Raw genomic sequence first — 23,149 nt, 5'->3', positions numbered from 1 at the left:
CTTATATTTCACGCCCTCTTGCCAATCTATGCTACGGCCCCGACCAAGGGCTGACGGGGTTGCCCATCCAGTACGTGCCCGCGGGCACAGTTTCGCCCCGCATGACGAGCGACGCCGGTCCAACCGTTCCGCCCGCCCCGATACTGGCGCGCGGCAGGATGACGCCGTGCGGGCCCATCGTGGCGCCATCTCCGAGGACCACGGTGTCTATGCTCATGATGCGGTCGTGGAAGAGGTGTGTCTGGACCACGCAGCCACGGTTGACCGTGGAGCTTTCGCCAAGCGTGACGAGGTCCGCTTCGGGTAGCCAGTAGCTTTCGCACCAGGTACCCCGGCCGATTTTCGCGCCGAGCGCCCGGAGCCACCACACCAACGCAGGCGTACCGGATGCCGAACGTGCGAACCACGGAGCGCTGACCATCTCGATGAAGGTGTCCACCACTTCGTTGCGCCAGATGAACGAGCTCCACAGGGGATGCTCGCCCTCTTTGATGCGTCCTACCAATATCCATTTCGCGGCGACTGAACTTGCCGCAGCCACGGCACCTGCCGCGAGGACCACGACGCCCCCCAGGACGGCTGCGAGCCAGTAGGTGGTCTCAGTGGCGATCCAGTCGAGGACCAGCATGATGCCGACGGCGATCCCCACCGTCAGGATGACCGGCACCAGCCGGCACAATTCCCAAAGTGCCCGTTTGGTCTTGAGTGCCAGTGGCGGGTTGAAGGTCAGGCTCTGATCTGCGTTGACGGCGGTCCGGCGCAGCCGGACGGGCGGACTGCCCAGCCAGGAGGTGCCCGATTTGGCCTTGGCCGGCGTGGCGGACAGCACGGCGACCAGCGAATTCTTGGGCACGCTGCGCCCTGCGGCGGTCATGCCGGAGTTGCCGAGGAACGATCGTTTGCCGATCTTGGCCGGTCCGATCTTCATCCAGCCGCCGCCGAGCTCATAGGAGGCCACCATGGTGTCGTCGGCGAGGAATGCACCGTCGCCGATGGTCGTCATGCGTGGTAGCAGCAGGACCGTGGAGGCCTCCACGTTACGGCCTACTTTGGCGCCCAGCAGGCGCAGCCACACAGGCGTGAAGAGGCTGGCGTAGATGGGGAAGAGCAGATCCCGCGCCATGTCCAAGACCCGTTCAGTGGCCCAAACCTGCCAACCGACGCGGCTGCGAACGCGGTAGTACCCCTCGGCGAGACCGATGCCCAGCATCCGGGTTGTCGCCAGGATCAGCAGGAGATTACAGAGGAACCAGGCCAGTGCTGCCGGAGGTATAGCAAGCAGGATTTCCGGGAAGGCATCCTGCAGGGAATTCTTGCCTTGGATGAAGGCCAGGACCACGCTAGCGCCGACGAATGCCGAGACGTAGGGGATCAGCGCCAACAGTGCTGAAGCCGAAGCAAATGCCGCGAACCAGAGCCGGCCGATCAGATGGTGCGACGACGGGGTCTCCGGCCACCCGTTCTTGGCTTTGCCACGGCGTTCGGCGGGGGAGCCGGCAACAAGGTGCCCGGCCTTGACCTTGCCCAACACCGCGGAACCGGGCTCCACGCGTGCGCCCGCGCCGATACTGGTTCCTGGCATGAGGGTGCTGCGGGAGCCCACTGTGGCGCCGGCGCCTACATGGATGGAGCCGATGTGGACGTAGTCGCCGTCGATCCACCAGGCGGAGAGATCCACTTCGGGTTCGATGTTGCAGCCGCTGCCCAATGAAAGCAGTCCCGTGACGGGAGGCAGGGAATGCAAATGGACGTTGTTCCCGATCTGCGCCCCCAGTGCCTTGGCATAGTACGGAACCCACGGCGCGCTGGCGAGGCTGATGGCTCCCGAGAGGTCCTGGATCTGTTCCGCAAGCCACAACTTCAAGTGGACTTTGCCGGAGCGCGGGTAGGTTCCGGGCCGGACTCCACGCAAGAGGGTCCTCGCGGCAAGGATCGAGATGGCCATGCGTCCCGGCGGGCTGACGAACACGAGCCAGGATGCTAGGATCCACCACCAGGACACCACGGGAGCGGCTGCGAAACCGGCGAAGTCGGCCAGCACATGATTGGCGGCCATCAGGTAGGTGAGCCATCGCATGCCCACCAGGATGTTGAGGAAAATCCCCATCAAGGTCTGGAAGATCTGCGATTTCCGGGAGGTCGGGCGAACCGTGCGTTCGGATGCCGGCCCCAGGATGCCGCCTTCCGGCAGTGACTGCCGCGCGGCATCGATCAGGGCACCAACTCGCGGGGTCGCGTAGATTTCCGCCACGGTGATGGTGGGGTACCGCACGCGCAGGGCCGAGACGAGCTGGGCCGCGGCGAGGGAGCCGCCGCCATAGGCGAAGAAGTCGGCGTTGAGCGATGTGACGCTGGAACCTAGGATCCTTTCCCATTGCTCGACCACCCAGTGGGCGTCCTCGGGCAGGTTGAGTGGTGCCTTGTCGGCATCCGCGGCGCCCGCGCCCGCCAACGGCCAGGGAAGGGAATGCCGGTCCACTTTGCCGCTGGTCTTCGTCGGAAGCGAGTCCACGACAGTCAGCAGGGGGATCAAAGCAGCGGGAAGGCTTTCCGTGAGCAAGCCGCGGGAAGCTGCGAGGTCGATGTCCTCGGGTCCGGCCGGAGCCAGGTAACCGACCAGTATCTGGTTCCCGGCCGCCGTCGTGCGGACCGCGGCGGCGGCGCCCGCGACTCCCGGGAGGGCCTGCAGGGCGGCGTCGATTTCGCCGAGTTCGATGCGCCGGCCACCAAGCTTGACCTGTTCATCCGCGCGGCCCTGGAAGATGAGGCCGGCTTCCTCGTAGCGGACCAAGTCGCCGGAGCGGTAGGCACGTTCCCACCCCAGGGATGGCATGGGGGCGTACTTTTCGGCGTCTTTGGCCGGATCGAGGTAGCGGGCCAGTCCGACGCCGCCGATGATCAGTTCGCCTGTTTCGCCTTCCGCGACCGGAGCCCCGGCGGCATCGACGACGGCGAGGTCCCAGCCGTCCAGCGGCAGTCCGATCCGGACAGGGCCGTCCCCGCCCAGGGGAGCCGCGCAGGCCACGACGGTAGCCTCGGTGGGGCCATAGGTGTTCCACACTTCGCGGCCGTCCACTGCGAGGCGCTCGGCGAGTTCGGGAGGGCAGGCTTCGCCGCCGAAAATGAGCAGGCGCACGTTCTCGAGGGCTTCCGCGGGCCATAGCGCCGCGAGCGTGGGAACGGTGGACACCACTGTGATGCCGTGGTTGATCAGCCAGGGCCCAAGGTCCATGCCAGAACGCACCAGAGCGCGCGGGGCCGGGACGAGGCAGGCACCGTGCCGCCACGCCAGCCACATCTCTTCGCAAGAAGCGTCGAAGGCCACTGAAAGGCCGGCGAGCACCCGGTCCTGCGGTCCAATCGGATCTTCCTGGAGGAAGATCCGAGCCTCGGCGTCAACAAAGGCTGCGGACGAACGGTGCTGCACGGCCACGCCCTTGGGCGTGCCCGTGGACCCCGAGGTGAAGATGACCCAGGAATCGTCATCCAGCCCTGGGGCACGCGGAGCCGGGTGCGGTGTTGGGCGCTCCCCGGATACCTCGATCCTGCGGCCCTTTGTGACGACGGCAGACACTTTGGCTTCTCCGAAAACCAGCCGTGCCCGTTCCTCGGGATCGTCCGCGTCGACGGGCACATAGGCGGCCGCGATCGAGAGGATTGCGAGGATGGCAATGTAGAGATCGTTGGACCCGGAGGGAACCCGCACGCCGATCTTGTCTCCGGGTCCCAGTCCGGCTGCGTTGAGCGTGGCCGCAAAACCGCGCACCTGGGCCATGAGCTCGGAGTAACTCAGCGACTTTTGCCCGTCATCGAGGGCAGAGGCCTCCGGGAATGTCCGGGCCGTGTCCTCGAGGAGCTCAATGAGCGTGCGCGCTGGCGGCGCTGCTGCTGAGCCTTGCAGCTGGGGCAGATGCGCCGTTTGGAGTTCCAGGCTGTCCGCCGGGATTTCATGTTCCTGGGTCACGTTCGAAGCTTCTCGGATTGAGGTGAACAGAAGGTGTCAGCGGTCGCGTGGCCGTTGCTTCGATTATGGGACTAAGAGTAGCTTGCCCGTGGTTTTGCGGCCTTCCAAGTCGCGATGGGCCTGGGCGGCTTCGGCGAGCGGGTACGTTCCGCCAATCCGGACTTTGAGCGCGCCGCTGGCGGCAGCACCGAAGACCTCGGCCGAACGCCAGCGCCGCTCTTGCGGGTTCTGCAGGAAGTGGCCAAGGGTCGGGCGGGTCAGGGACAACGATCCGCCCGCGTTCAGTCGCTGGGGGTCAAACGGCGGCACCGGTCCGGATGCTGCGCCGAACAGGACGAGCGAGCCGCGGATGCGCAGGCTCGCAAGGGAGCCGTCAAAGGTATCCTTGCCGACGCCGTCGTACACCACGTTGACGCCTTCGCCGTCGGTGAGTTCGCGGACCTTGTCCGCAAATCCGGTGTAGCGCAGGACTTCGTCCGAGCCGGCTTCCCGTGCAAGTGCTTCCTTCTCGTCCGAGGACACCGTGGTGATGACGCGGGCGCCCCGGGCCTTGAGCAACTGCGTCAGGATGAGTCCGACGCCGCCAGCGCCGGCATGGGTCAGGACGGTCTGGCCCGGTTCCACGCGGAAGGAAGAGTTGATCAGGTAGTGCGCGGTCATTCCCTGCAGCGGCAGGGCCGCCGCTGTGTGGTCGTCGACGCCGTCCGGCACCGGAAGCGCCTTGTCGGCGTCTACGAGGGTGTACCCCGCGTAGCTGCGGGCTCCTTCAGCGGTAGCGACCCTGTCCCCGACGGCGAAGTCCTCGACGCCTGCGCCGATGGCCTCCACGGTGCCTGCCGACTCGGAGCCGGGGGTGAACGGATACTCGACCTTGTAGATGCCACTGCGCTGATAAGTGTCGATGAAGTTCACTCCGGCGGCTGCAACTTTGACGAGGAGCTGTCGCGGGCCCGGAACCGGAACCTCTGCTTCGGTGAGTTCGAGGACTTCGGGTCCTCCGGCTAGCCGGGCAATGATCGCTTGCGTCATGTGTCTCCTTCTCCGTCGAGGCACTTTCGTGCCCGCATTCACACAACCATCCTAGGGAGCGGAGTCCGTCGAGTGTCCAGTCAGCGGTTTAGCGCCGTGGTTCGCCGTAATGTGCCCTGGGTCTTCCGGGCGTGTCAGCCCCTGCCGTGCGCGGAGGCAACGGGGCAGTCAAAGCCGCGGCCCGCGGCGAGTCCTACCTCGTTGAGGTACCGCACAACGATGGCGTACGACTGCATCAACGTGGTTTCGGTGTAGGGAATGGAGTGCTTTTCGCAGTAGCTTCGAACGATCTCCGAGGCGCGGCGCAAGTGCGGGCGGGCCATGTCCGGGAACAAGTGGTGCTCCGCCTGGTGGTTGAGGCCGCCCAGGAGGATGTTCATGAAAGGGCCGCCGGAGATGTTTCTGGCTGTCAGGATCTGGCGACGCAGGAAATCGACGCGGGAGTCTGCCGGGAGGACCGGCATGCCCTTGTGGTTCGGGGCGAAGGAAGCACCCATGTAGAAGCCGAACACCATGATCTGGACGCCCAGGAAGGCAAATGCCATCCCAAGCGGAAGGAAGGTGAAGGCGAGGACCGGCAGCGCGAGAAGCCGTGCCAGGAGGATGGGCGTCTCTACCCAGCGGTGCTTGATGGCTCCGGGCCGGCAGATGTACATCAACGACTCCCACTGCAGGCTGATGCCCAGCAGCATGAGGAGCGGGAAGAAGAACCAGCCTTGCCGGCGCGTGAGGAACGCGAAGCGTCCCTGCCTGCCTGCGGCGGCTTCAACATGGAAGGCCAGGGCTCCGGTCTTGATGTCCGGGTCCTTGGAAATCACGTTCGGGTTGTTGTGGTGTGCGCCGTGCTTCTGTTCCCACCAGGAGTAACTGATGCCGGCAACCGACGTGGCCAGGATGCGGGCGGACCAGTCATTGGCCCTGCGCGAGGCAAAAATCTGGCGGTGGCCGGCCTCATGGGCCAGGAAGCTCAACTGGGTGCAAAGGATGCCCAGGGCCGCCGCGATGAGAAGCTGGTACCAGCTGGGGCCGATCAGCGCGAAGCCGAACCAGGTGCCGGTCAGCAAGAGGACCAGGGAAGCAAAAACGCTGATGTAGAAGCCGACGCGGCGCTTCAATAACCCTTCCGCGCGGACCGTCTTGAGGAGTTCGGAATAGCTGAGCACGACGGCGTTGGGTGGCCGGACGCCCTTGGTAGGACGTTCCGTAGTGGAGGTCTGTGACATATGCAGTTGCCCCGTAACACATTAACGGGCAACGCTGCAGCCGACGATCGGCTGCACGGTCTAGATCACCCTCTATTCAGCATACGCTCCCTAAGAGGCTGTGCCGAGACGAGATGCTCCGATAGGGTCCAAAAAAGGCCGTGCATAAATATCGGCAACTATGAATAGTTTTGCTGTATAGTCTTGCCATGACTATTTCTGTTGCCGTCTCCGGTGCCAGCGGCTATGCCGGGGGAGAGGTGCTGCGCCTCCTGGCAGGCCATCCGGACGTGACCATTGGTGCCATCACTGCGCACAGCAATGCCGGTTCCAGACTAGGGGAGTTGCAGCCGCATCTCCATGGTTTGGCCAGCCGGATTCTCGAGGACACCAGCGTGGAGAACCTCGCGGGCCACGACGTCGTGTTCCTCGCGCTCCCGCACGGAGCCTCGGCTGAGATCGCGGCGCAGCTGCCGGAAGGCACGCTGGTGATCGACGCCGGCGCGGACCATCGGCTCGAAGACCCCGCGGCTTGGGAAAAGTTCTATGGCTCGGCCCATGCCGGAACCTGGCCCTACGGGCTGCCGGAACTCCCCGGCCAGCGCGACGCCCTGAAGGGGGCGAAACGGATTGCCGTGCCCGGCTGCTACCCGACGTCGGCCCTCCTCGCCCTCACGCCCGGCTTCGCCAACAAGCTTCTCCAGCCCGACGACGTGGTGATAGTTTCCGCCTCCGGCACGTCCGGCGCCGGCAAGGCGGCCAAAGTGAACCTCATTGGTTCAGAGGTCATGGGCTCCATGAGTCCCTATGGCGTGGGCGGCGGACACCGCCACACCCCCGAGATCGAACAAGGACTTTCCAATGCGGCCGGTGAACCCGTCACTGTGTCCTTTACTCCCACTCTCGCGCCCATGAGCCGCGGCATCCTGAGCACGGCAACAGCCAAGGTCAAGGCCGGCGTCACGGCTGCCGAACTCCGCACTGCCTGGACTGAAGCGTACGACGACGAACCGTTCGTCCACCTGTTGCCCGAAGGCCAATGGCCCACAACCAAATCGGTGCAGGGTTCCAACCACGCCGTCCTGCAGTTGGCCTTCGACGAGCATTCCGGCCGTGTGATTGTCACGTGCGCCATCGATAACCTGACCAAAGGGACCGCCGGCGGCGCTGTGCAGTCCATGAATATTGCCCTCGGCCTGGACGAATCCGCCGGCCTCAACGTCCAAGGAGTTGCCCCGTGACCATCACCGCCCCCCAGGGATTCCGGGCCGCCGGCGTCAAAGCAGGCATCAAAGCATCGGGCAATCCCGACCTCGCCCTGGTTGTCAACGACGGCCCGCTCAAAGCCGCAGCGGCCGTTTTCACTTCCAACCGCGTCGCCGCGGCTCCCGTGCACTGGTCCCGCCAGGTTCTCTCCGACGGGCGCGTTGACGCAGTGGTGCTGAATTCCGGTGGGGCCAACGCCTGCACCGGTCCGCAGGGATTCCAAAATACTCACGCAACCGCCGAAAAAGTGGCGGCTGTCCTAGGGATCTCTGCCTCCGACGTCGTGGTCTGCTCCACCGGACTGATCGGTGAGCAACTGCCCATGGACAAGATCATCCCGGGCATCGACGCGGCGTACGCGGAGCTTTCGGAGAACGGCGGTCCGGCGGCCGCTACGGCGATCATGACCACGGACAGCGTGGCGAAGGAAGCAGTCTTCACGGGCACCGATGCCGAGGGCAACACGTTCACGGTAGGTGGCATCGCTAAAGGCGCCGGCATGCTGGCTCCTGGCCTCGCAACCATGCTGGTGGTGCTCACCACTGATGCCCAGGTCCCGGCGGAAGAGCTCGACGTCGTGCTCCGCGACGCCACGCGCGTCACCTTCGACCGCACGGACTCGGACGGCTGTATGTCCACCAACGACACCGTCGTCCTGCTGGCCTCCGGAGCCTCCGAGGCCATCCCGTCCGCCGAGCAGCTCGGCGCCGGAATCACCCAGGTGTGCGCCGAGCTTGCCCGCAAGCTGATCGGTGACGCCGAAGGCGCCAGTCACGATATCGCCATCCGCACGTTCAATGCGGCGAGCGAGCGCGACGCCGAAATCGTGAGCCGTTCCGTGGCCCGCTCCAACCTCTTCAAGACCGCCATCTTCGGCAAGGACCCCAATTGGGGCCGCGTCCTGTCCTCGGTGGGCACCACGGACGCGATCTTCGAGCCGGACCAGCTCAACGTCTCCATGAACGGTATCCAGATCTGCCGTAACGGCAGCATCGGTGACGATCGCAACCTCGTGGACCTTGAACCCCGCGAGGTGCTCGTGGAAATCGACCTGCAGGCCGGCGACGCCGAGGCCACCATTTGGACCAACGACCTCACGCACGAGTACGTGCATGAGAACAGCGCCTACTCAAGCTAGATGGGATGACCATGACTGCGCACACCCGCGAAAATACGTCGATCGGCGCCGATTCGGCAAAAACAGCCCAGGACAAGGCCGCGACCCTCATCGAGGCGCTGCCGTGGATCCAGCGCTTCGCCGGCACCACCATGGTGATCAAGTACGGCGGCAATGCCATGGTCAACGAGGAACTCCGACGTGCCTTCGCGGAGGACGTCGTCTTCCTCCACCACGTGGGTATCCACCCTGTCGTGGTGCACGGGGGCGGCCCGCAGATCAACTCGATGCTGGGCCGGCTCGGCATTGAATCCGAATTCAAGGGCGGACTGCGCGTCACCACCCCCGAGGCCATGGACGTGGTCCGCATGGTGCTCACCGGACAAGTGGGCCGCGAACTCGTAGGCCTCATCAACTCCCACGGGCCTTACGCCGTCGGCATGTCGGGGGAGGACGGCGGACTTCTGCGTGCCGTGCGCACCGGCACCGTGGTGGACGGCGAAGAAGTGGACCTCGGCTTGGTGGGCGAAGTAGTGGGAGTCGATCCCACGGGTATCGAGGACATCCTCGCAGCCGGCCGCATCCCGGTGATTTCCACGGTCGCCCCCGAGATCCTTGACGAAGGCGACGGCACGGGCTCCACCACAGGCCAGGTCCTCAACGTCAACGCAGACACCGCCGCAGCGGCGGTCGCCTCAGCACTAGGCGCATCCAAGCTCGTCATCCTGACCGACGTCGAGGGCCTCTACGCCAACTGGCCGGACAAGTCCTCGCTCATCTCCTCGCTTACGGCGACCGAGTTGCGGGAGATGCTGCCGCGCCTGGAGTCCGGCATGATCCCGAAAATGGCCGCCTGCCTGAAGGCCATCGATGAAGGAGTGGAGCAGGCACACATCGTGGATGGCCGCCTGCCGCACTCCATGCTCCTGGAAACCTTTACGACCGCGGGCATCGGAACCCAGGTTGTCCCTGATGAGGAAGTGAACGCATGAACGAAACTGTTGGTTCTCGCTCGACCGGCGATAGGGGCCCCGCCCGCTTCGCGGTGCCCGACCACACCCGGGCCCCTATCGCCGGATCGAGCACCAAAGCTTCCGTCATGACTGGGGTAAGTAGTGGAGCCGACTGGCTTGCCCGCTATTCTTCTTCGCTCATGGGCGTCTTCGGCACCCCGCAGCGGGTCCTGGTCCGTGGTGCGGGGGCCCTTGTGTGGGACGCCGACGGCAAGGAATACCTGGACCTCCTGGGTGGGATTGCCGTGAACGCCCTGGGCCATGCCCATCCGTTCGTCACGTCGGTCATCGCCAGCCAACTGGCCACCCTGGGCCATGTTTCCAATTTCTTCACGAGCCCCACGCAGATCGCGCTCGCCGAGAAGCTGCTGGCCATCACCAAGGCCCCTGCCGGCTCCAAGGTGTTCTTCGCCAACTCGGGCACCGAGGCCAACGAGGCCGCGTTCAAGCTGGCGCGGCGCAACAGTTCTGGCAAGCGCACCAAGATCATTGCCCTCGAAGGCGCCTTCCATGGCCGCACGATGGGTGCCCTGGCCTTGACCGCCAAGGAAGCCTACAGGGCTCCCTTCGAGCCGTTGCCCGGCGGCGTCGTCCACATTCCGTTCGGCGACATCGAGGCGCTCCGTGCCGCCGTCGACGAAAGCACAGCGGCCGTGTTCCTTGAGCCCATCCAAGGCGAAGCGGGCGTCCGCCCGCTCAGCGTCGAGTACCTGCGGGCCGCCCGCGAAGCCACCAGCAAGGTAGGCGCGCTGCTGATCCTGGATGAGGTCCAGACCGGCATCGGCCGCACAGGAAAATGGTTGGCCTGCGAAGACGCCGGCATCGTCCCCGACGCCGTGACCCTCGCGAAGGGCCTGGGCGGCGGCTTCCCGGTCGGCGCGCTCATCACCTTCGGGGAGCCGACGTCGTCGCTCCTGACAGCCGGTCAGCACGGCACCACGTTCGGCGGGAACCCGGTAGCCACGGCTGCAGCCCTCGCCACCCTGCATGCCATCGAAAGCCAGGGTGTGCTGGAGAACGTGCGCACCGTCGGCGCGCGGCTGCGGGCCGGTCTGTCCGACGTCGACGCCGTCACCGAAGTGCGGGGCGAAGGCCTCCTGATCGGTTTCGACCTTGACGCCGACATCGCGCCCGCCATGGTGACTGCTGCGCTCGATGCAGGGTTCATCATCAACAGCCCCGGCCCGCACACCATCCGGCTGGCTCCGCCGCTCATCCTGACCACCGAGCAAGCCGACCGTTTCCTCGACGCGCTGCCCGGCATCATCAAGGCGGCGGCAGCCCAAACCGCTAAGGACGCACAGTGAACACCACCCGTCACTTCCTCAAGGACACGGACCTCACACCGGCCGAGCAAGCCGAAGTGCTCGATCTCGCCGTGCGAATGAAGGCCGCCCCGTACAGCGTCCAACCGTTCGCAGCTGACGGCAACGGTCGTAAGACCGTCGCCGTCATCTTCGACAAGACCTCCACCCGTACCCGTGTCTCCTTCGCCACCGGCATCGCCGACATGGGCGGCAACGCGCTCATCATCAATCCGGGCGAGGCGCAGATCGGCCACAAGGAATCCGTTGAGGACACCGCAAAGGTCCTCGAACGCATGGTCTCCACCATCGTGTGGCGCACCTCGGCGCACTCCGGTCTCGTAGCCATGGCCGAAAACTCGAAGGTTCCCGTCATCAACGCCCTGTGCGATGACTACCACCCCTGCCAGTTGCTGGCGGACCTCCTCGCGGTCAAGGAGCACAAGGGCGAACTCAAGGGCCTCACCATGGCCTACCTGGGCGACGCCGCGAACAACATGGCCAACTCCTATCTCTTGGCCGGTGTCACGGCGGGCATGCACGTCAGGATTTCGGGTCCGCAAGGCTACTTGCCAGCGGCCGACATCGTGGCGGCAGCGGAAGAGCGCGCTGCCGAGACCGGCGGTTCCGTGCTCATCACCACCGACGCCACGGAAGCCCTCCGCGGCGCCGACGTCGTCGCCACCGACACGTGGGTGTCCATGGGCCAGGAAGCCGAAAAAGAAGCCCGGATGCAACTCTTCCGCGAGTACTCCGTGGACGAGGCCGCCATGGCGCACGCCGCACCGGACGCCGTCGTGCTCCACTGCCTGCCCGCCTACCGGGGCTATGAAATCTCCGCAGGTGTTATCGACGGGCCCCAGTCCATCGTGTGGGACGAAGCCGAGAACCGCTTGCACGCCCAGAAGGCGCTCATGGCCTGGCTGATGCACAAGTCGGGACTCGCGTTCGTCGACGGTCTTTCCCCCGTTGGGGGCACCGCTTCTCCCGGAAAAAGCGCTGGCGAGAGCACGTTCTAGTGTCCACCCATCCTGCGTCGCAAGGCGCCAGCCCCGCCACCAAGACTGCCCGGCAAGCGCGGATCACCGCGATCCTGACGGGTCAGTCGGTGCGCTCGCAGGCGGAGTTGGCCGCTTTGTTGGCGGACGACGGCGTACAAGTCACCCAGGCGACCCTCTCCAGGGACCTCGTGGAACTTGGGGCGGTTCGCGTGCGCGGCAAGGACGGTGCCCTTGTCTACGCGGTTCCCGGCGAGGGTGGCGACCGCAATGCAAAAAGCGGCGTCACCCAGGAAATCCTGGACGCGCGCCTGTCTCGACTGTGCGGCGAACTGCTGGTCACCGCCGAGGCTTCGGGCAATATCGTGGTGCTGCGGACGCCGCCCGGTGCCGCCAACTTCCTCGCCCTGGCCATCGACCACTCGGTGATGCCGTCTGTATTGGGTACGATCGCAGGCGACGACACCTTGCTTTTGGTTGCCAGGGACCCCGACGGCGGGGCCGAACTGGCGGCCCGATTCCTCCAGCTGGCCCAGGAAGCCGGACCGGGAAACTAGTCCAGGCCGGCAACTGAACCATTCCGGCACTATTCCACCCGGGCCTTCGGCCCGACCCAAGCATTTGACTCAAAAGAACCAAGCAACAACAAAGGAGCACTCTCGTGACTGAGCGCATTGTTCTGGCCTACTCCGGTGGCCTCGATACTTCCGTAGCCATCGGCTGGATCGGTGAAGCCACCGGTGCCGAGGTCATCGCCGTGGCGGTCGACGTCGGACAGGGCGGCGAGTCGCTGGAGACCATCCGCCAGCGCGCCCTCGGCTGCGGCGCCGTCGAGGCCTACGTGGCCGACGCCCGCGACGAATTCGCGAACGAATACGCGATGCCCACGCTGAAGGCCAACGCCCTCTACCAGGGCCACTACCCGCTGGTTTCGGCGATCTCGCGCCCCGTGATCGTCAAGCACCTCGTCAAGGCCGCCCGCGAATTCGGTGCCACCACCGTTGCGCACGGTTGCACGGGCAAGGGCAACGACCAGGTCCGCTTCGAGGTCGGCATCCAGACCCTGGGCCCGGACCTGAAGTGCATCGCACCTGTCCGCGACCTCGCCCTGACCCGCGACAAGGCCATTGCCTTCGCCGAGGAAAAGGGACTGCCGATCGAGACCACCAAGAAGAACCCGTACTCGATCGACCAGAACGTCTGGGGACGCGCCGTCGAAACCGGTTACCTCGAGGACATCTGGAACGCTCCCACCAAGGACATCTACGACTACACGGCCACCCCGGAATTCCCGCCGGCACCGGACGAAGTCACCATCACCTTCGAAGCCGGCGTGCCGGTGGCCATCGACGGCGTCAAGCGCACTCCGCTCCAGGTCATCCAGGAGCTGAACCGCCGCGCCGGTGCCCAGGGCGTTGGCCGCATCGACGTCGTCGAGGACCGCCTGGTGGGCATCAAGTCCCGCGAAATCTACGAAGCTCCAGGCGCGATGGCCCTCATCACCGCCCACAAGCACCTCGAGGACGTCACCATCGAGCGCGAGCAGGCCCGCTTCAAGGCCACCGTCGGCCAGCGCTGGTCCGAGCTGGTCTACGACGGCCAGTGGTTCTCCCCGCTCAAGCGCTCCCTGGACGCCTTCATCGAGGACACCCAGAAGTACGTCTCCGGCGACATCCGCATGGTCCTGCACGGCGGCCAGGCCATCGTCAACGGACGCCGCTCCGACACCTCGCTCTACGACTTCGACCTCGCCACCTACGACACCGGCGACACCTTCGACCAGTCGCAGGCCAAGGGCTTCATCGAGCTGTGGGGAATGTCCTCCAAGGTCGCCGCAGGCCGCGACCTGCGGGTTTCGGTCAAATGACGTCGGTGGGCCCACGGACGCCGGGGTCCCCGGCCGAGCGCAGCGAGGTTGGGGAGCGTTCGGGGACGAAATCGGAAGCAACGAACACTGGCGCACTGTGGGGCGGCCGGTTCGCCGGCGGCCCCGCGGACGCGCTTGCCGCGCTGAGCAAGTCCACGCATTTTGATTGGCGGCTGGCCCGATACGACATCGCCGGTTCCAAGGCGCATGCCCGCGTGCTGCACAAGGCGGGGCTGCTGGACGACGCCGAACTAGAAGGCATGCTCGCCGCGCTCGCCCAGCTGGATGACGACGTCGCGAGCGGCGCCTACCAGCCTGCCGAGAGCGATGAGGACGTCCACGGTTCCCTCGAGCGCGGGCTCATTGAGCGCGCGGGAACCCACCTGGGCGGCAAGCTCCGTGCAGGCCGTTCGCGCAACGACCAGGTGGCCACCTTGGGCCGAATGTTCCTGCGCGACCACGCCCGCATCATCGCCCGCGGTGTGCTCGCCACGATCGACGCCCTTGTTGATCAGGCCAAGGCCCACCAGGGCGTCGCCATGCCTGGACGGACGCACCTGCAGCATGCCCAGCCTGTCCTGCTGAGCCACCACCTGCTTGCCCACGCCTGGGCACTGTTGCGCGACGTGCAGCGGTTCCAGGACTGGGACAAGCGGGCCGGCGTCTCGCCGTACGGGTCCGGCGCCTTGGCCGGTTCCTCGCTTGGACTGGATCCTGAGGCCGTCGCCGCGGACCTCGGGTTCTTCTCAGCGGTCCACAATTCGATCGACGGCACTGCCTCGCGCGACGTTTTCGCCGAGTTCGCGTGGATCTGCTCGATGATCGGCGTGGACCTGTCGCGCGTCTCCGAGGAAGTCATCCTGTGGGCCACCAAGGAGTTCTCCTTCGTCACGCTCCATGATTCGTACTCCACGGGGTCTTCGATCATGCCGCAGAAGAAGAACCCGGATGTCGCCGAGCTCGCCCGCGGCAAGGCGGGGCGCCTCATCGGCAACCTGGCCGGCCTGTTGGCAACGCTCAAGGGCCTGCCGCTCGCGTACAACCGCGACCTGCAGGAGGACAAGGAACCGGTTTTCGACGCCGCGGACACCTTGGAAGTGCTGCTCCCCGCCGTCTCGGGCATGATCGCAACGCTCACCTTCAATACCGGGCGCATGGCATCGTTGGCACCGCAGGGCTTCGCGCTTGCCACGGACATCGCCGAGTGGCTTGTCCGCCAGGGGGTGCCGTTCCGGGAGGCACACGAGCTCTCCGGTGCCGCAGTGAAGCTGGCTGAAGGACGCGGCGTTGAGTTGTGGGACCTGACGGACGAAGAGTACGCGGGCATTTCGGAGCACTTGACCCCCGAGGTGCGCACCGTGCTCAGCACCGAAGGCTCGCTCAACAGCCGCAACTCGCAGGGCGGAACGGCCCCGGCCGCCGTCGAACGCCAACTGCTTGCCCTCGAAGCGGAGCTCGCAGCAGTACGGACGTACGCGGCCTGACAACAAGGCCCCACGCCGGCAGTTCGCGGCGGTGTTTTCGAAAGACACCGCCGCGAAATGCCGGCCGTTGTCAGTTAATGGTCGTTAACAGCCGTTAACTCTGTCGGATACTATGGCGCTATGACCGAGATCACTACCTCAGCGCTTCTTGCCGAGCTCCACAAAGCAGCCGGCACTGTCACCGACGTTGTCGCCAAACTCGACGACGCCGATGTTGCTGCTCCCTCCGAGCTGCCCGGGTGGACCCGCGGCCACGTACTGGCCCACATTGCCGGCATTTCGAACGCCATGGCCAGGCAGCTGGAATACGCCGCGCGCGGTGAGACCATCGACATCTATGACGGCGGCTACGAGGGCCGTACGAAGGCCATTGAGCTGGCAGCGAGCCACAGCCTCGCTGAACACCGTGACGCCACCGAAGCGGCCCTCTCGCGGGCCCTGAGGGCCTTCGACGGGCTCGTGGAGTCCGGCTGGAACACCCGGATCAGGTTCCGGAATGGAACAGTGCTCGACGGCGGCCTGGCGCTCTGGCGCGAACTGGTCATCCACGTCACGGATCTGGGAATCGGTCGCGGCCCGGAAACCTGGAGCCGGCAATTCTGCGAGCACCTCTTCGATTTCCTCTCTGCCCGCGTGCCGGCAGACCAGAAATTCGTGCTTCAGCCCCTGGGCCTCCCGCAGCTGGTCATCGGCTCGGGGCGGCAGTCAGTCGCCATCAACGGCATGATCACGGATATCGCGGCCTGGCTCGCCGGCCGGACGCCTACCCTAGGGAGCCTGCGGGCTTCTGCCGACGCGGACGGTGTTGACTTGCCGGAGCTTCTCCCGTGGCCATCGAGCGTTCCCGCGGCGAACTAGCGCTGACGCGCGTGCTTGCCGCCGCCCGCCACAGATGCATCGTGGCGTAGGAACGCCATGGGCTCACGTTGCGGAAGTCGGCAGGCAGGCCTTCGGCGGCCGCTAGATTCTTGAGGCCGTTCCGGACCGCTGCATCGTTGGCGAGGAAGACGTCCGGATCGCCGATGACCCTCATCGCCATATAGCCCACGGTCCACGGTCCGACGCCGGGCAGGGGCAACAGTTTGTCAGCGAGCGTTTGGGGGTCGTCGCCGTAATCGAAGTCGAGTTCCCCGCTGGCCATTGCTGTTGCCGCTGCCAGCACGGAATCGATGCGGCGCTGCGGGCCCCTCAGCAATTCCCGGCCTGAGCGGGCGATTTCCTCTGCCGTGGGAAACAAACGGTCCAGGCCCAGTGCGTGCCCTGCGTGCCCTTCCGGCAGGCGGGTTCCAGCATCGGAAAGTTGGGTCAAAGCGGTCCGGGCGGCGGCTACCGTGATTTGCTGGCCGATCATCGCCCGGATCAGCAGTTCGTGGGGATCCACGGCCCCCGGGACCCTGATCCCGGGCGTATCGCGAACTGATGGGCCGAGCCTGGCATCGGAGGCCAACGCCTCGTCCACGGCCACGGGATCGGCGTCGAGATCGAACAATCGCCGCACCCGGCTCAACAGGACGGGAAGGTCGTGGAGATCCAAGGTGCTGACGGCCAGGGTCAGCGCTCCGCCGCGCGCCCCGGCGTCGTACTCCACCGTGAACACCGCATTGCCGCGGGGCAAGCGGAGGGTTCGCGTATAGCTTGTTGAACTCGCCAGTTCGACGCCGGGAACCGCGCGGGCCGCGAGGAAATCGAAAATCCCCGCGTCGAAAGGCTCCCGGTACGGGAGCTTGAGGGTCAACGAAGTGGCCTCGCCCTGCTTGCCTTGATGGCCTAAGGGCTTCGCGGTGGCCCGGAGTGCTGTGGGAGTCAGGGTGAAGACTTCGTTGATGGTGTCGTTGAACTGGCGGACACTGTTGAACCCGGCAGCGAACGCCACGTCCGAGAGTTTCATCGAGGTGGAGACCAGGAGCGTCCTGGCGGTCTGCGCCCGGCTGGCCCGCGCCAAGGACAGGGGACCGGCGCCGAGTTCATGGCTCAGGATCCTATTGAGCTGGCGGGAGGAGTAACCCAGCCTGGTGGCGAGTCCTTCGACGCCGACCCGGGAGATCGCGCCGTCGTTGATGAGCCGCATGGCCCTGCCGGCGATGTCCGAGCGCAGGTTCCACGCAGGCGTGCCCGGAACGGCCTCCGGAAGGCAGCGTTTGCACGCGCGGTACCCCGCCTCGTGCGCCGCGGCCGAGGTTTCGTAGAACGTGACGTTTTCGGCCTTGGGTGTCCGTGCCGGGCACGACGGCCGGCAGTAGATGCCCGTCGAGCGGACGGCGGTGAAGAACTGGCCGTCGAACCGGGGATCCCGCGCATCGATGGCACGGTAGCGTTGCCAAAAGTCCATGACTTCATCCTTTCAGCATCGGCAAGCACTTCCTAGCGGAAATCGGACATTGCCGACGACGGGTCCAGCTGGCGGTTTTTTGCTAGGGTCTGGGCATGACAACGCAGGGTGCATCCCCGGACGCCATCCGGCGCCTCCTTTCCGGAGATCCGCGCGACGTTGCCCCCTTGCTTCTCGGCGCCGTGCTGAGCCACCGGACACCCGAGGGCACGGTGTCCGTCCGGATCAGCGAGGTGGAAGCGTATCTGGGTCCGCGGGGCTCGGCCCAACCCGATCCTGGATCCCATACCTTTGGTGGACCCACCGCCCGGAACGCTCCCATGTTCGGTCCGGCAGGCCACCTCTACGTCTATTTCACGTACGGCATGCACTATTGCGCCAACATTGTCTGCGGTCCCGACGGCGTTGCGTCCGCGCTGCTGTTGCGGGCAGGCGAGGTGGTGGCCGGCCAAGCCCTGGCACAGTCCCGCCGTCCGGCGTCGAGATCGCTGACCGATCTTGCCAGCGGGCCCGCCCGGCTAGCGTCCGCCCTGGGGCTGACCACGGCGGACAGCGGCCGGGATGCCCTGGCCGAGCCCTTCGGCCTCGAACTTCCGGTCACCCCGGCAGCGCCATCGGCAGTCGCGAGCGGTCTCCGCGTAGGAGTATCGGGCGACGGCGGTTCCGCCGACTACCCATGGCGGTTCTGGCTCTCCGGGGATGCCACGGTGTCCCGCTACAAGCCGGGCCGAAGTCGCGCCGCCGAGAAGCCTTTGTAGGAGCCCAGGAGGAATCCGTCAGGCGGCGTGTTCGGTCCGGGCAGGCTCGGCGACATACGCACAGTGGTTGTCGGGCACCTCGAAGGGCGCCAGGCGGCCAAGCAACGACTCGCGCACGCGGGGCCATTCCTCGCGCAGGATCGAGAAGACCGCCGTGTCGCAGCGGCTGCCGTCGGGGGCGAATCGGTGCCCGCGCAGCGTGCCCTCGTAGCTGGCCCCGAGACGCTGAATGGCCGAGGCGCTGCGCGTATTGCGGGCATCGCAGCGGAAAGCAACCCGGTGTACGTCCAGCACATCGAACGAGTAGGCCAGCAGCAGTTGCTTCGCTGCCGGATTGACGTGGCTGCCCCAGAACGGGCGGCCGTAAAAAGTGCCGCCGATTTCCAGGCGCTGCTGGCGGGGACTGTACTCGCACAGGGAGCTGGTTCCGAGCAGCGCACCAGTGCGCTGTTCGACCACGGCAAACGGTATGGTTGCCGGATCTTCGAGGCGGGCTGCGAAGAGTTCGGCCAGTTCCGCGGCGCTCAAGGGCTGCTCAGCGGCCATGCCGGACCACATCCCGGAGTCTACAAAATCGAAGAGCGGACCGGCATGTGCGGGGGAGAGCGGGACCAGGCTGATGCCGTGTCGGGTCAGGGCAACGTCGTGCTGCATTGCAGCATTGAAGCACCACCGGGGCCGGACTGAAAAGCCCAGGAGGTTAGCGCAGGGTGAACATTGCGTGACGCACCGGCGCGCGGGCAGTTTCACACACGTCAAGCAAAACCGCTGTAGAATGGACGGTCCGTCTTTTTCGATAGGGGAACGTTTCGATGCACGACGCTGATTTGATCCACGAACGGGAGTACGTGGCCGGTCTCTACTCGCGTCTGGATGAGCTGCGGGAGGAAAAGCGCCAACAGCTGGCGCAGGTCCGGCGCGCCGGAGCGGTGGGCACCATGCAGAACGTTTCCGAAAGGGACGCGTTCGCGGCACTGTACGAGGACCGCCTCGCTCAGCTCGACGCCGTCGACGACCGTCTCGTGTTCGGGCGCCTCGACCTGGACACCGGAGAGGCGCAGTACATCGGCCGCATCGGACTGTCCACAGCGGATCTCCAGAGGCTCATGGTCGACTGGCGCGCCCCGGAAGCCGGCCACTTCTACCAGGCGACCGCCTTCGACCGGCAGGGCGTCCGCCGTCGTCGCCACCTGATCCTGCAGGGCCGTGAAGTCAAAGCGATCGAGGACGATGTCCTGGATGCCAGCATGCTGGCGGACAACGCCTCGCTCCAGGGTGAGGGGGCACTCCTTGCCGCCCTGAATTCCAAGCGCACCGGCCGCATGTCGGACATCGTCGGCACCATCCAGTCCGAGCAGGACCGGATCATCCGTTCGTCCATGTCGGGTGCGTTGGTTGTCCAAGGCGGTCCAGGCACCGGCAAGACAGCCGTGGCGCTCCACCGCGCCGCCTACCTGCTGTACACCCACCGCGACCGCTTGAAGTCCGCGGGCGTGCTGCTCGTTGGACCCTCGTCGTCGTTTATGCACTACATCGAGCGGGTCCTGCCTTCCCTCGGCGAGACCGGCGTCGTCATGGCGAGCCTTGGCCGCCTCATGCCCGGGATCCATGCCGTGCCTGAACAGGATCCCGATGTCGCAGCGCTCAAGGGCAAGCTGAACATGGCCGACGTGATTGCGAACGCTGTGGCCAACCGGCAGCGGACTCCCGCCGAGGACCGCATCCTCGAGGTTGACTCCCGCAAGCTCACGCTGTCCGTGCGGCAAGTCCGCCGCGCCCGGGACAGGGCACGCGCCACAGGCAAGCCGCACAACGAAGCACGCGTGTCGTTCGTGAAGATCCTGCTGCGCGAGCTCACCGAGCAGCTGACGGAGATCGTCGAGGAATCGAACATCGGCAACAATGCCGACCGTTCCTACCTTGCCGAAGACGTCCGCTCGGCACGCGACGTCAGGATCGTCCTGAACCTGTGCTGGATGCCCATGACTCCCGAGAAGCTCGTTTCCGAGCTCTTCAGCAAGCCAGCCATCCTGGAGGCCTGCACCCCGCACCTCACGCCGTCGCAGCGGGCCCTGCTGCTTCGCCCCGCGGATGCCCCGTGGACAGAAGCCGATGTTCCGCTGCTCGACGAGGCCGCTGAGCTCCTCGGCGAGCTGGATCCTGCCGCCGGCAGGGGACTGGCGCAACAAGAGCACGACCGTGCCCGTGACATCGCCAACGCCAAGCAGACCCTCGTCAACATGGAGGCCATGGGCGTCGACGTGTTGATGACGGCCGAGGAGCTGGCGGACCAGAACCAGGAACGCGAAACACGGCTGACCGCGGCAGAACGTGCCACGAGCGACCGTTCATGGGCGTTCGGACACATCGTGGTGGACGAAGCCCAGGAGCTCTCGCCCATGCAATGGCGCCTTTTGGTCCGCCGCTGCCCCCTGAAGTCCTTCACGATCGTTGGCGACATCGCCCAGACGAGTTCCTCCGCCGGTGCGAATTCCTGGCACAGTGCCCTCGCGCCGTCGTTCGGGGACCGCTGGCAGCTCGAAGAACTCACCGTCAACTACCGCACCCCCTCGCAGATCGCCGAAGCGGCGGTCCGCATGGCGAACCGCGCGGGCCTGGTTGTCTCGGCTCCCAAGGCCGTGCGCGAAGGCAAATGGTCGCCCATCGTGGACCGCGTGGACGAAACCGGGATGGTGGACCGGCTCGTTGAGATCCTCCCGGAAGAACTGGAAGCGATCGACGGCGGCCTCCTCGCCGTGATTGCCGACGGCGCCCTCCTGCCTCGGGCTGCAGCAGCCCTCCGTGGGGTCTATGGCCACCGCGTAGGCACTGGAGCGGGCAGCTACTCCCAGGACATCGTGGTCATCAGCCCCCGGGAAGCCAAGGGTCTGGAGTTCGATGGAGTGGTGGTCCTTGAGCCCGCTGCCATGCTGAACCACGAACACGGCAAGGTGGGCGATCTCTACGTTGCCATGACCCGTCCGACGCAGCGGTTGCGCCTCATCACCGCGGCGCCGTTGCCTGCGGGTATCGAGCGCTGAGCCATGTACGCAAGCTGATCGGCAATCCTGCTAACTTAGAACTCGTGTCACACGTAAACAACCTCGAGTCCCAGCACAACGACCCGGGCTTTGCCAATATCTGGCAAGAGCTCAAATGGCGCGGCCTTATCCACGTTTCCACTGATGAAACGGAACTGGAAAAGCTGCTCGCCGGGGACCCGATCACGTATTACTGTGGCTTCGACCCCACGGCTCCGTCACTGCACCTTGGCAACCTTGTCCAGCTCCTGCTCATGCGCCGTCTGCAGTTGGCCGGCCACAAGCCGCTCGGCCTGGTGGGCGGCTCCACCGGACTGATCGGCGATCCGCGCCCGACGGCGGAACGCACCTTGAACACCAAGGACACCGTTTCGGAGTGGGTCGGCTACCTTCAGGCCCAAGTCCGACGCTTCCTCAGCTTCGAGGGCGACAATGCCGCACGCATGGTGAACAACCTTGACTGGACCGCGCCCCTGAGCGCCATCGATTTCCTGCGCGAAATCGGCAAGCACTTCCGCGTGGGCACCATGCTCCGCAAGGATGCAGTTGCCTCCCGTCTCAGTTCCGACGAGGGCATCAGCTACACCGAATTCAGCTACCAGATCCTGCAGGGCATGGACTACCTCCAGCTCAACCGCGACTACGGTTGCGTGCTGCAGACGGGTGGCTCGGACCAGTGGGGCAACCTCACGAGTGGCACGGAGCTCATCCGCAAGGTCGACGGCAAGGTTGTCCACGCCCTGGGCACGCCCCTCATCACCAACTCGGACGGCACCAAGTTCGGTAAGAGCGAAGGCAACGCCATTTGGCTCGACGCCCACATGTGCAGCCCCTACGCCTTCTACCAGTTCTGGGTCAACACCGCTGATGCCGACGTCGTTGACCGCCTCAAGGTTTTCACCTTCCTTAGCCGCGCCGAGATTGAGGAACTCGCAGCCGCTGTTGCCGAGCGCCCGTTCGCACGCGAAGGCCAGCGCAGGCTCGCTTTCGAGGTCACCTCGCTGGTGCACGGTGTGGACGCGACCGAAAAAGTGATCGCCGCTTCGGCTGCGTTGTTCGGCAACGGCGACCTCTCGGTTCTGGACGAAATGACCTTGGCGTCCGCAACTGCCGAGCTGCCGTCTGCCTCGATCGGCGCGGATGGCCTGGGGATCATCGACCTCTTGGTTGCGTCCGGACTTTCCGAAAGCAAGTCCGCTGCTCGACGTACCGTGGGGGAGGGCGGCGCCTATGTGAACAACAGCAAGGTGACTGACCCCGACGCGGTCATCGACCCGGCGGAACTGCTTCACGGCCGTTACCTGTTGCTGCGCCGTGGAAAGAAGAACCTGGCTACTGTCGAAGTGACCGTCTGACGCTTATGTAGCTCCATGGCGTGTTCCGGTGTGGGCGCGCCAGACGGAGTGTTGCACGCCCTATTGCACGCTCCTCCGAAGCCGACTTGCGCGGCTCCGGGGGAGCGTGTATCGTTTTCTGAGTTGCTGCCGCTGAAGCGGATAAATTGCGACAAAATCCCATTGAATGTGAATAATCCGGTTTAGACCAAAAGTCTGGAAATCGGACGATTTATCGACTCTATGGGTAAATTCGATTCGCTTGGGTGAATTTCCGGAGAAATCCTGGATTTGCAAAGTTGAAATGAATGAAATAAAGTAGAAACATCGCAGCGAGGAAATGCGGAACGTCGAATTCAATTGAATTTGTTCCGAGAAGTAATCGGATTGTGTCTGTTGTTTGAGAACTCAATAGTGTGCCAAGTTTGTTGATACCGATTTAT

Annotated in this window: 17 protein-coding genes; 12 read left to right on the top strand and 5 right to left on the bottom strand. The window is 65.3% G+C overall.

Annotated elements, in window-relative coordinates:
• Window positions 1–31: 31 nt before the first annotated feature.
• The 3 genes from QRN52_RS14495 to QRN52_RS14485 all read right to left on the bottom strand — a co-directional run bounded on the left by QRN52_RS14495 (window position 32) and on the right by QRN52_RS14485 (window position 6,216).
• Window positions 32–3,964, bottom strand: coding sequence for a Pls/PosA family non-ribosomal peptide synthetase (locus QRN52_RS14495; protein WP_284753556.1), 3,933 nt, complete (start codon window positions 3,962–3,964; stop codon window positions 32–34).
• 63 nt (window positions 3,965–4,027) lie between these two features.
• Window positions 4,028–4,993: a quinone oxidoreductase family protein gene (locus QRN52_RS14490; protein ID WP_284753555.1), complete on the bottom strand. Its 966-nt coding sequence runs from the start codon at window positions 4,991–4,993 to the stop codon at window positions 4,028–4,030.
• Between the two features lie 134 nt (window positions 4,994–5,127).
• A complete protein-coding gene (locus QRN52_RS14485) occupies window positions 5,128–6,216 on the bottom strand; it encodes a fatty acid desaturase family protein (protein WP_284753554.1) in 1,089 nt (362 codons plus the stop codon).
• A gap of 188 nt (window positions 6,217–6,404) precedes the next feature.
• On the opposite strand from QRN52_RS14485, the gene argC reads away from it, so the two are divergent.
• From argC to QRN52_RS14440, 9 genes are all read left to right on the top strand, one after another.
• Window positions 6,405–7,436, top strand: coding sequence for an N-acetyl-gamma-glutamyl-phosphate reductase (gene argC / locus QRN52_RS14480; protein WP_284753553.1), 1,032 nt, complete (start codon window positions 6,405–6,407; stop codon window positions 7,434–7,436).
• Window positions 7,433–8,599: a bifunctional glutamate N-acetyltransferase/amino-acid acetyltransferase ArgJ gene (gene argJ, locus QRN52_RS14475; RefSeq protein ID WP_284753552.1), complete on the top strand. Its 1,167-nt coding sequence runs from the start codon at window positions 7,433–7,435 to the stop codon at window positions 8,597–8,599. Before argC ends, argJ begins: the two co-directional genes overlap by 4 nt.
• A gap of 11 nt (window positions 8,600–8,610) precedes the next feature.
• A complete protein-coding gene (gene argB, locus QRN52_RS14470) occupies window positions 8,611–9,570 on the top strand; it encodes an acetylglutamate kinase (protein WP_284753550.1) in 960 nt (319 codons plus the stop codon).
• A gap of 107 nt (window positions 9,571–9,677) precedes the next feature.
• Complete coding sequence (locus QRN52_RS14465; protein ID WP_284753549.1) at window positions 9,678–10,898, top strand: acetylornithine transaminase; 1,221 nt, start codon at window positions 9,678–9,680, stop codon at window positions 10,896–10,898.
• Entirely contained in the window at window positions 10,895–11,914 is a 1,020-nt protein-coding gene (gene argF / locus QRN52_RS14460) for an ornithine carbamoyltransferase (RefSeq protein WP_284753548.1), read from the top strand. Before QRN52_RS14465 ends, argF begins: the two co-directional genes overlap by 4 nt.
• Window positions 11,914–12,450 carry an arginine repressor gene (locus QRN52_RS14455; RefSeq protein ID WP_078105637.1) on the top strand — a complete coding sequence of 179 codons (537 nt, stop codon included), beginning with the start codon at window positions 11,914–11,916 and terminating at the stop codon, window positions 12,448–12,450. Before argF ends, QRN52_RS14455 begins: the two co-directional genes overlap by 1 nt.
• A gap of 104 nt (window positions 12,451–12,554) precedes the next feature.
• On the top strand, window positions 12,555–13,760 hold the full coding sequence (locus QRN52_RS14450; RefSeq protein WP_284753547.1) for an argininosuccinate synthase: 1,206 nt from the start codon (window positions 12,555–12,557) through the stop codon (window positions 13,758–13,760).
• Window positions 13,757–15,244: an argininosuccinate lyase gene (gene argH / locus QRN52_RS14445; protein ID WP_284753545.1), complete on the top strand. Its 1,488-nt coding sequence runs from the start codon at window positions 13,757–13,759 to the stop codon at window positions 15,242–15,244. Before QRN52_RS14450 ends, argH begins: the two co-directional genes overlap by 4 nt.
• A 120-nt stretch (window positions 15,245–15,364) precedes the next feature.
• Entirely contained in the window at window positions 15,365–16,102 is a 738-nt protein-coding gene (locus tag QRN52_RS14440) for a maleylpyruvate isomerase family mycothiol-dependent enzyme (RefSeq protein ID WP_284753544.1), read from the top strand.
• Here QRN52_RS14440 and QRN52_RS14435 read toward each other — a convergent pair.
• Entirely contained in the window at window positions 16,008–17,573 is a 1,566-nt protein-coding gene (locus QRN52_RS14435; RefSeq protein ID WP_284753542.1) for an AlkA N-terminal domain-containing protein, read from the bottom strand. The two genes, QRN52_RS14440 and QRN52_RS14435, sit on opposite strands and share 95 nt — an antisense overlap.
• Before the next feature lie 95 nt (window positions 17,574–17,668).
• Here QRN52_RS14435 and QRN52_RS14430 point away from each other — a divergent pair, with 95 nt between their 5' ends.
• On the top strand, window positions 17,669–18,331 hold the full coding sequence (locus QRN52_RS14430) for a DNA-3-methyladenine glycosylase (protein WP_284753541.1): 663 nt from the start codon (window positions 17,669–17,671) through the stop codon (window positions 18,329–18,331).
• Between the two features lie 18 nt (window positions 18,332–18,349).
• On the opposite strand, the gene QRN52_RS14425 is transcribed toward QRN52_RS14430, so the two are convergent.
• The gene (locus QRN52_RS14425; RefSeq protein ID WP_284753540.1) at window positions 18,350–18,985 is read right to left on the bottom strand and encodes a GNAT family N-acetyltransferase; all 636 of its coding nucleotides are present in this window, start codon (window positions 18,983–18,985) and stop codon (window positions 18,350–18,352) included.
• A gap of 158 nt (window positions 18,986–19,143) precedes the next feature.
• On the opposite strand from QRN52_RS14425, the gene QRN52_RS14420 reads away from it, so the two are divergent.
• Both QRN52_RS14420 and tyrS read left to right on the top strand, forming a co-directional pair.
• On the top strand, window positions 19,144–21,372 hold the full coding sequence (locus QRN52_RS14420) for an AAA family ATPase (protein WP_284753539.1): 2,229 nt from the start codon (window positions 19,144–19,146) through the stop codon (window positions 21,370–21,372).
• Window positions 21,373–21,416: 44 nt separating this feature from the next.
• The gene (gene tyrS, locus QRN52_RS14415) at window positions 21,417–22,727 is read left to right on the top strand and encodes a tyrosine--tRNA ligase (protein ID WP_284753538.1); all 1,311 of its coding nucleotides are present in this window, start codon (window positions 21,417–21,419) and stop codon (window positions 22,725–22,727) included.
• Window positions 22,728–23,149: the final 422 nt, after the last annotated feature.

The sequence above is a fragment of the Arthrobacter sp. efr-133-R2A-120 genome, assembly GCF_030209835.1.
Lineage (GTDB): Bacteria > Actinomycetota > Actinomycetes > Actinomycetales > Micrococcaceae > Arthrobacter.
The sequence above is the reverse complement of the archived record's forward strand: the minus strand, read 5'-3'. Positions and strand labels throughout refer to the sequence as shown.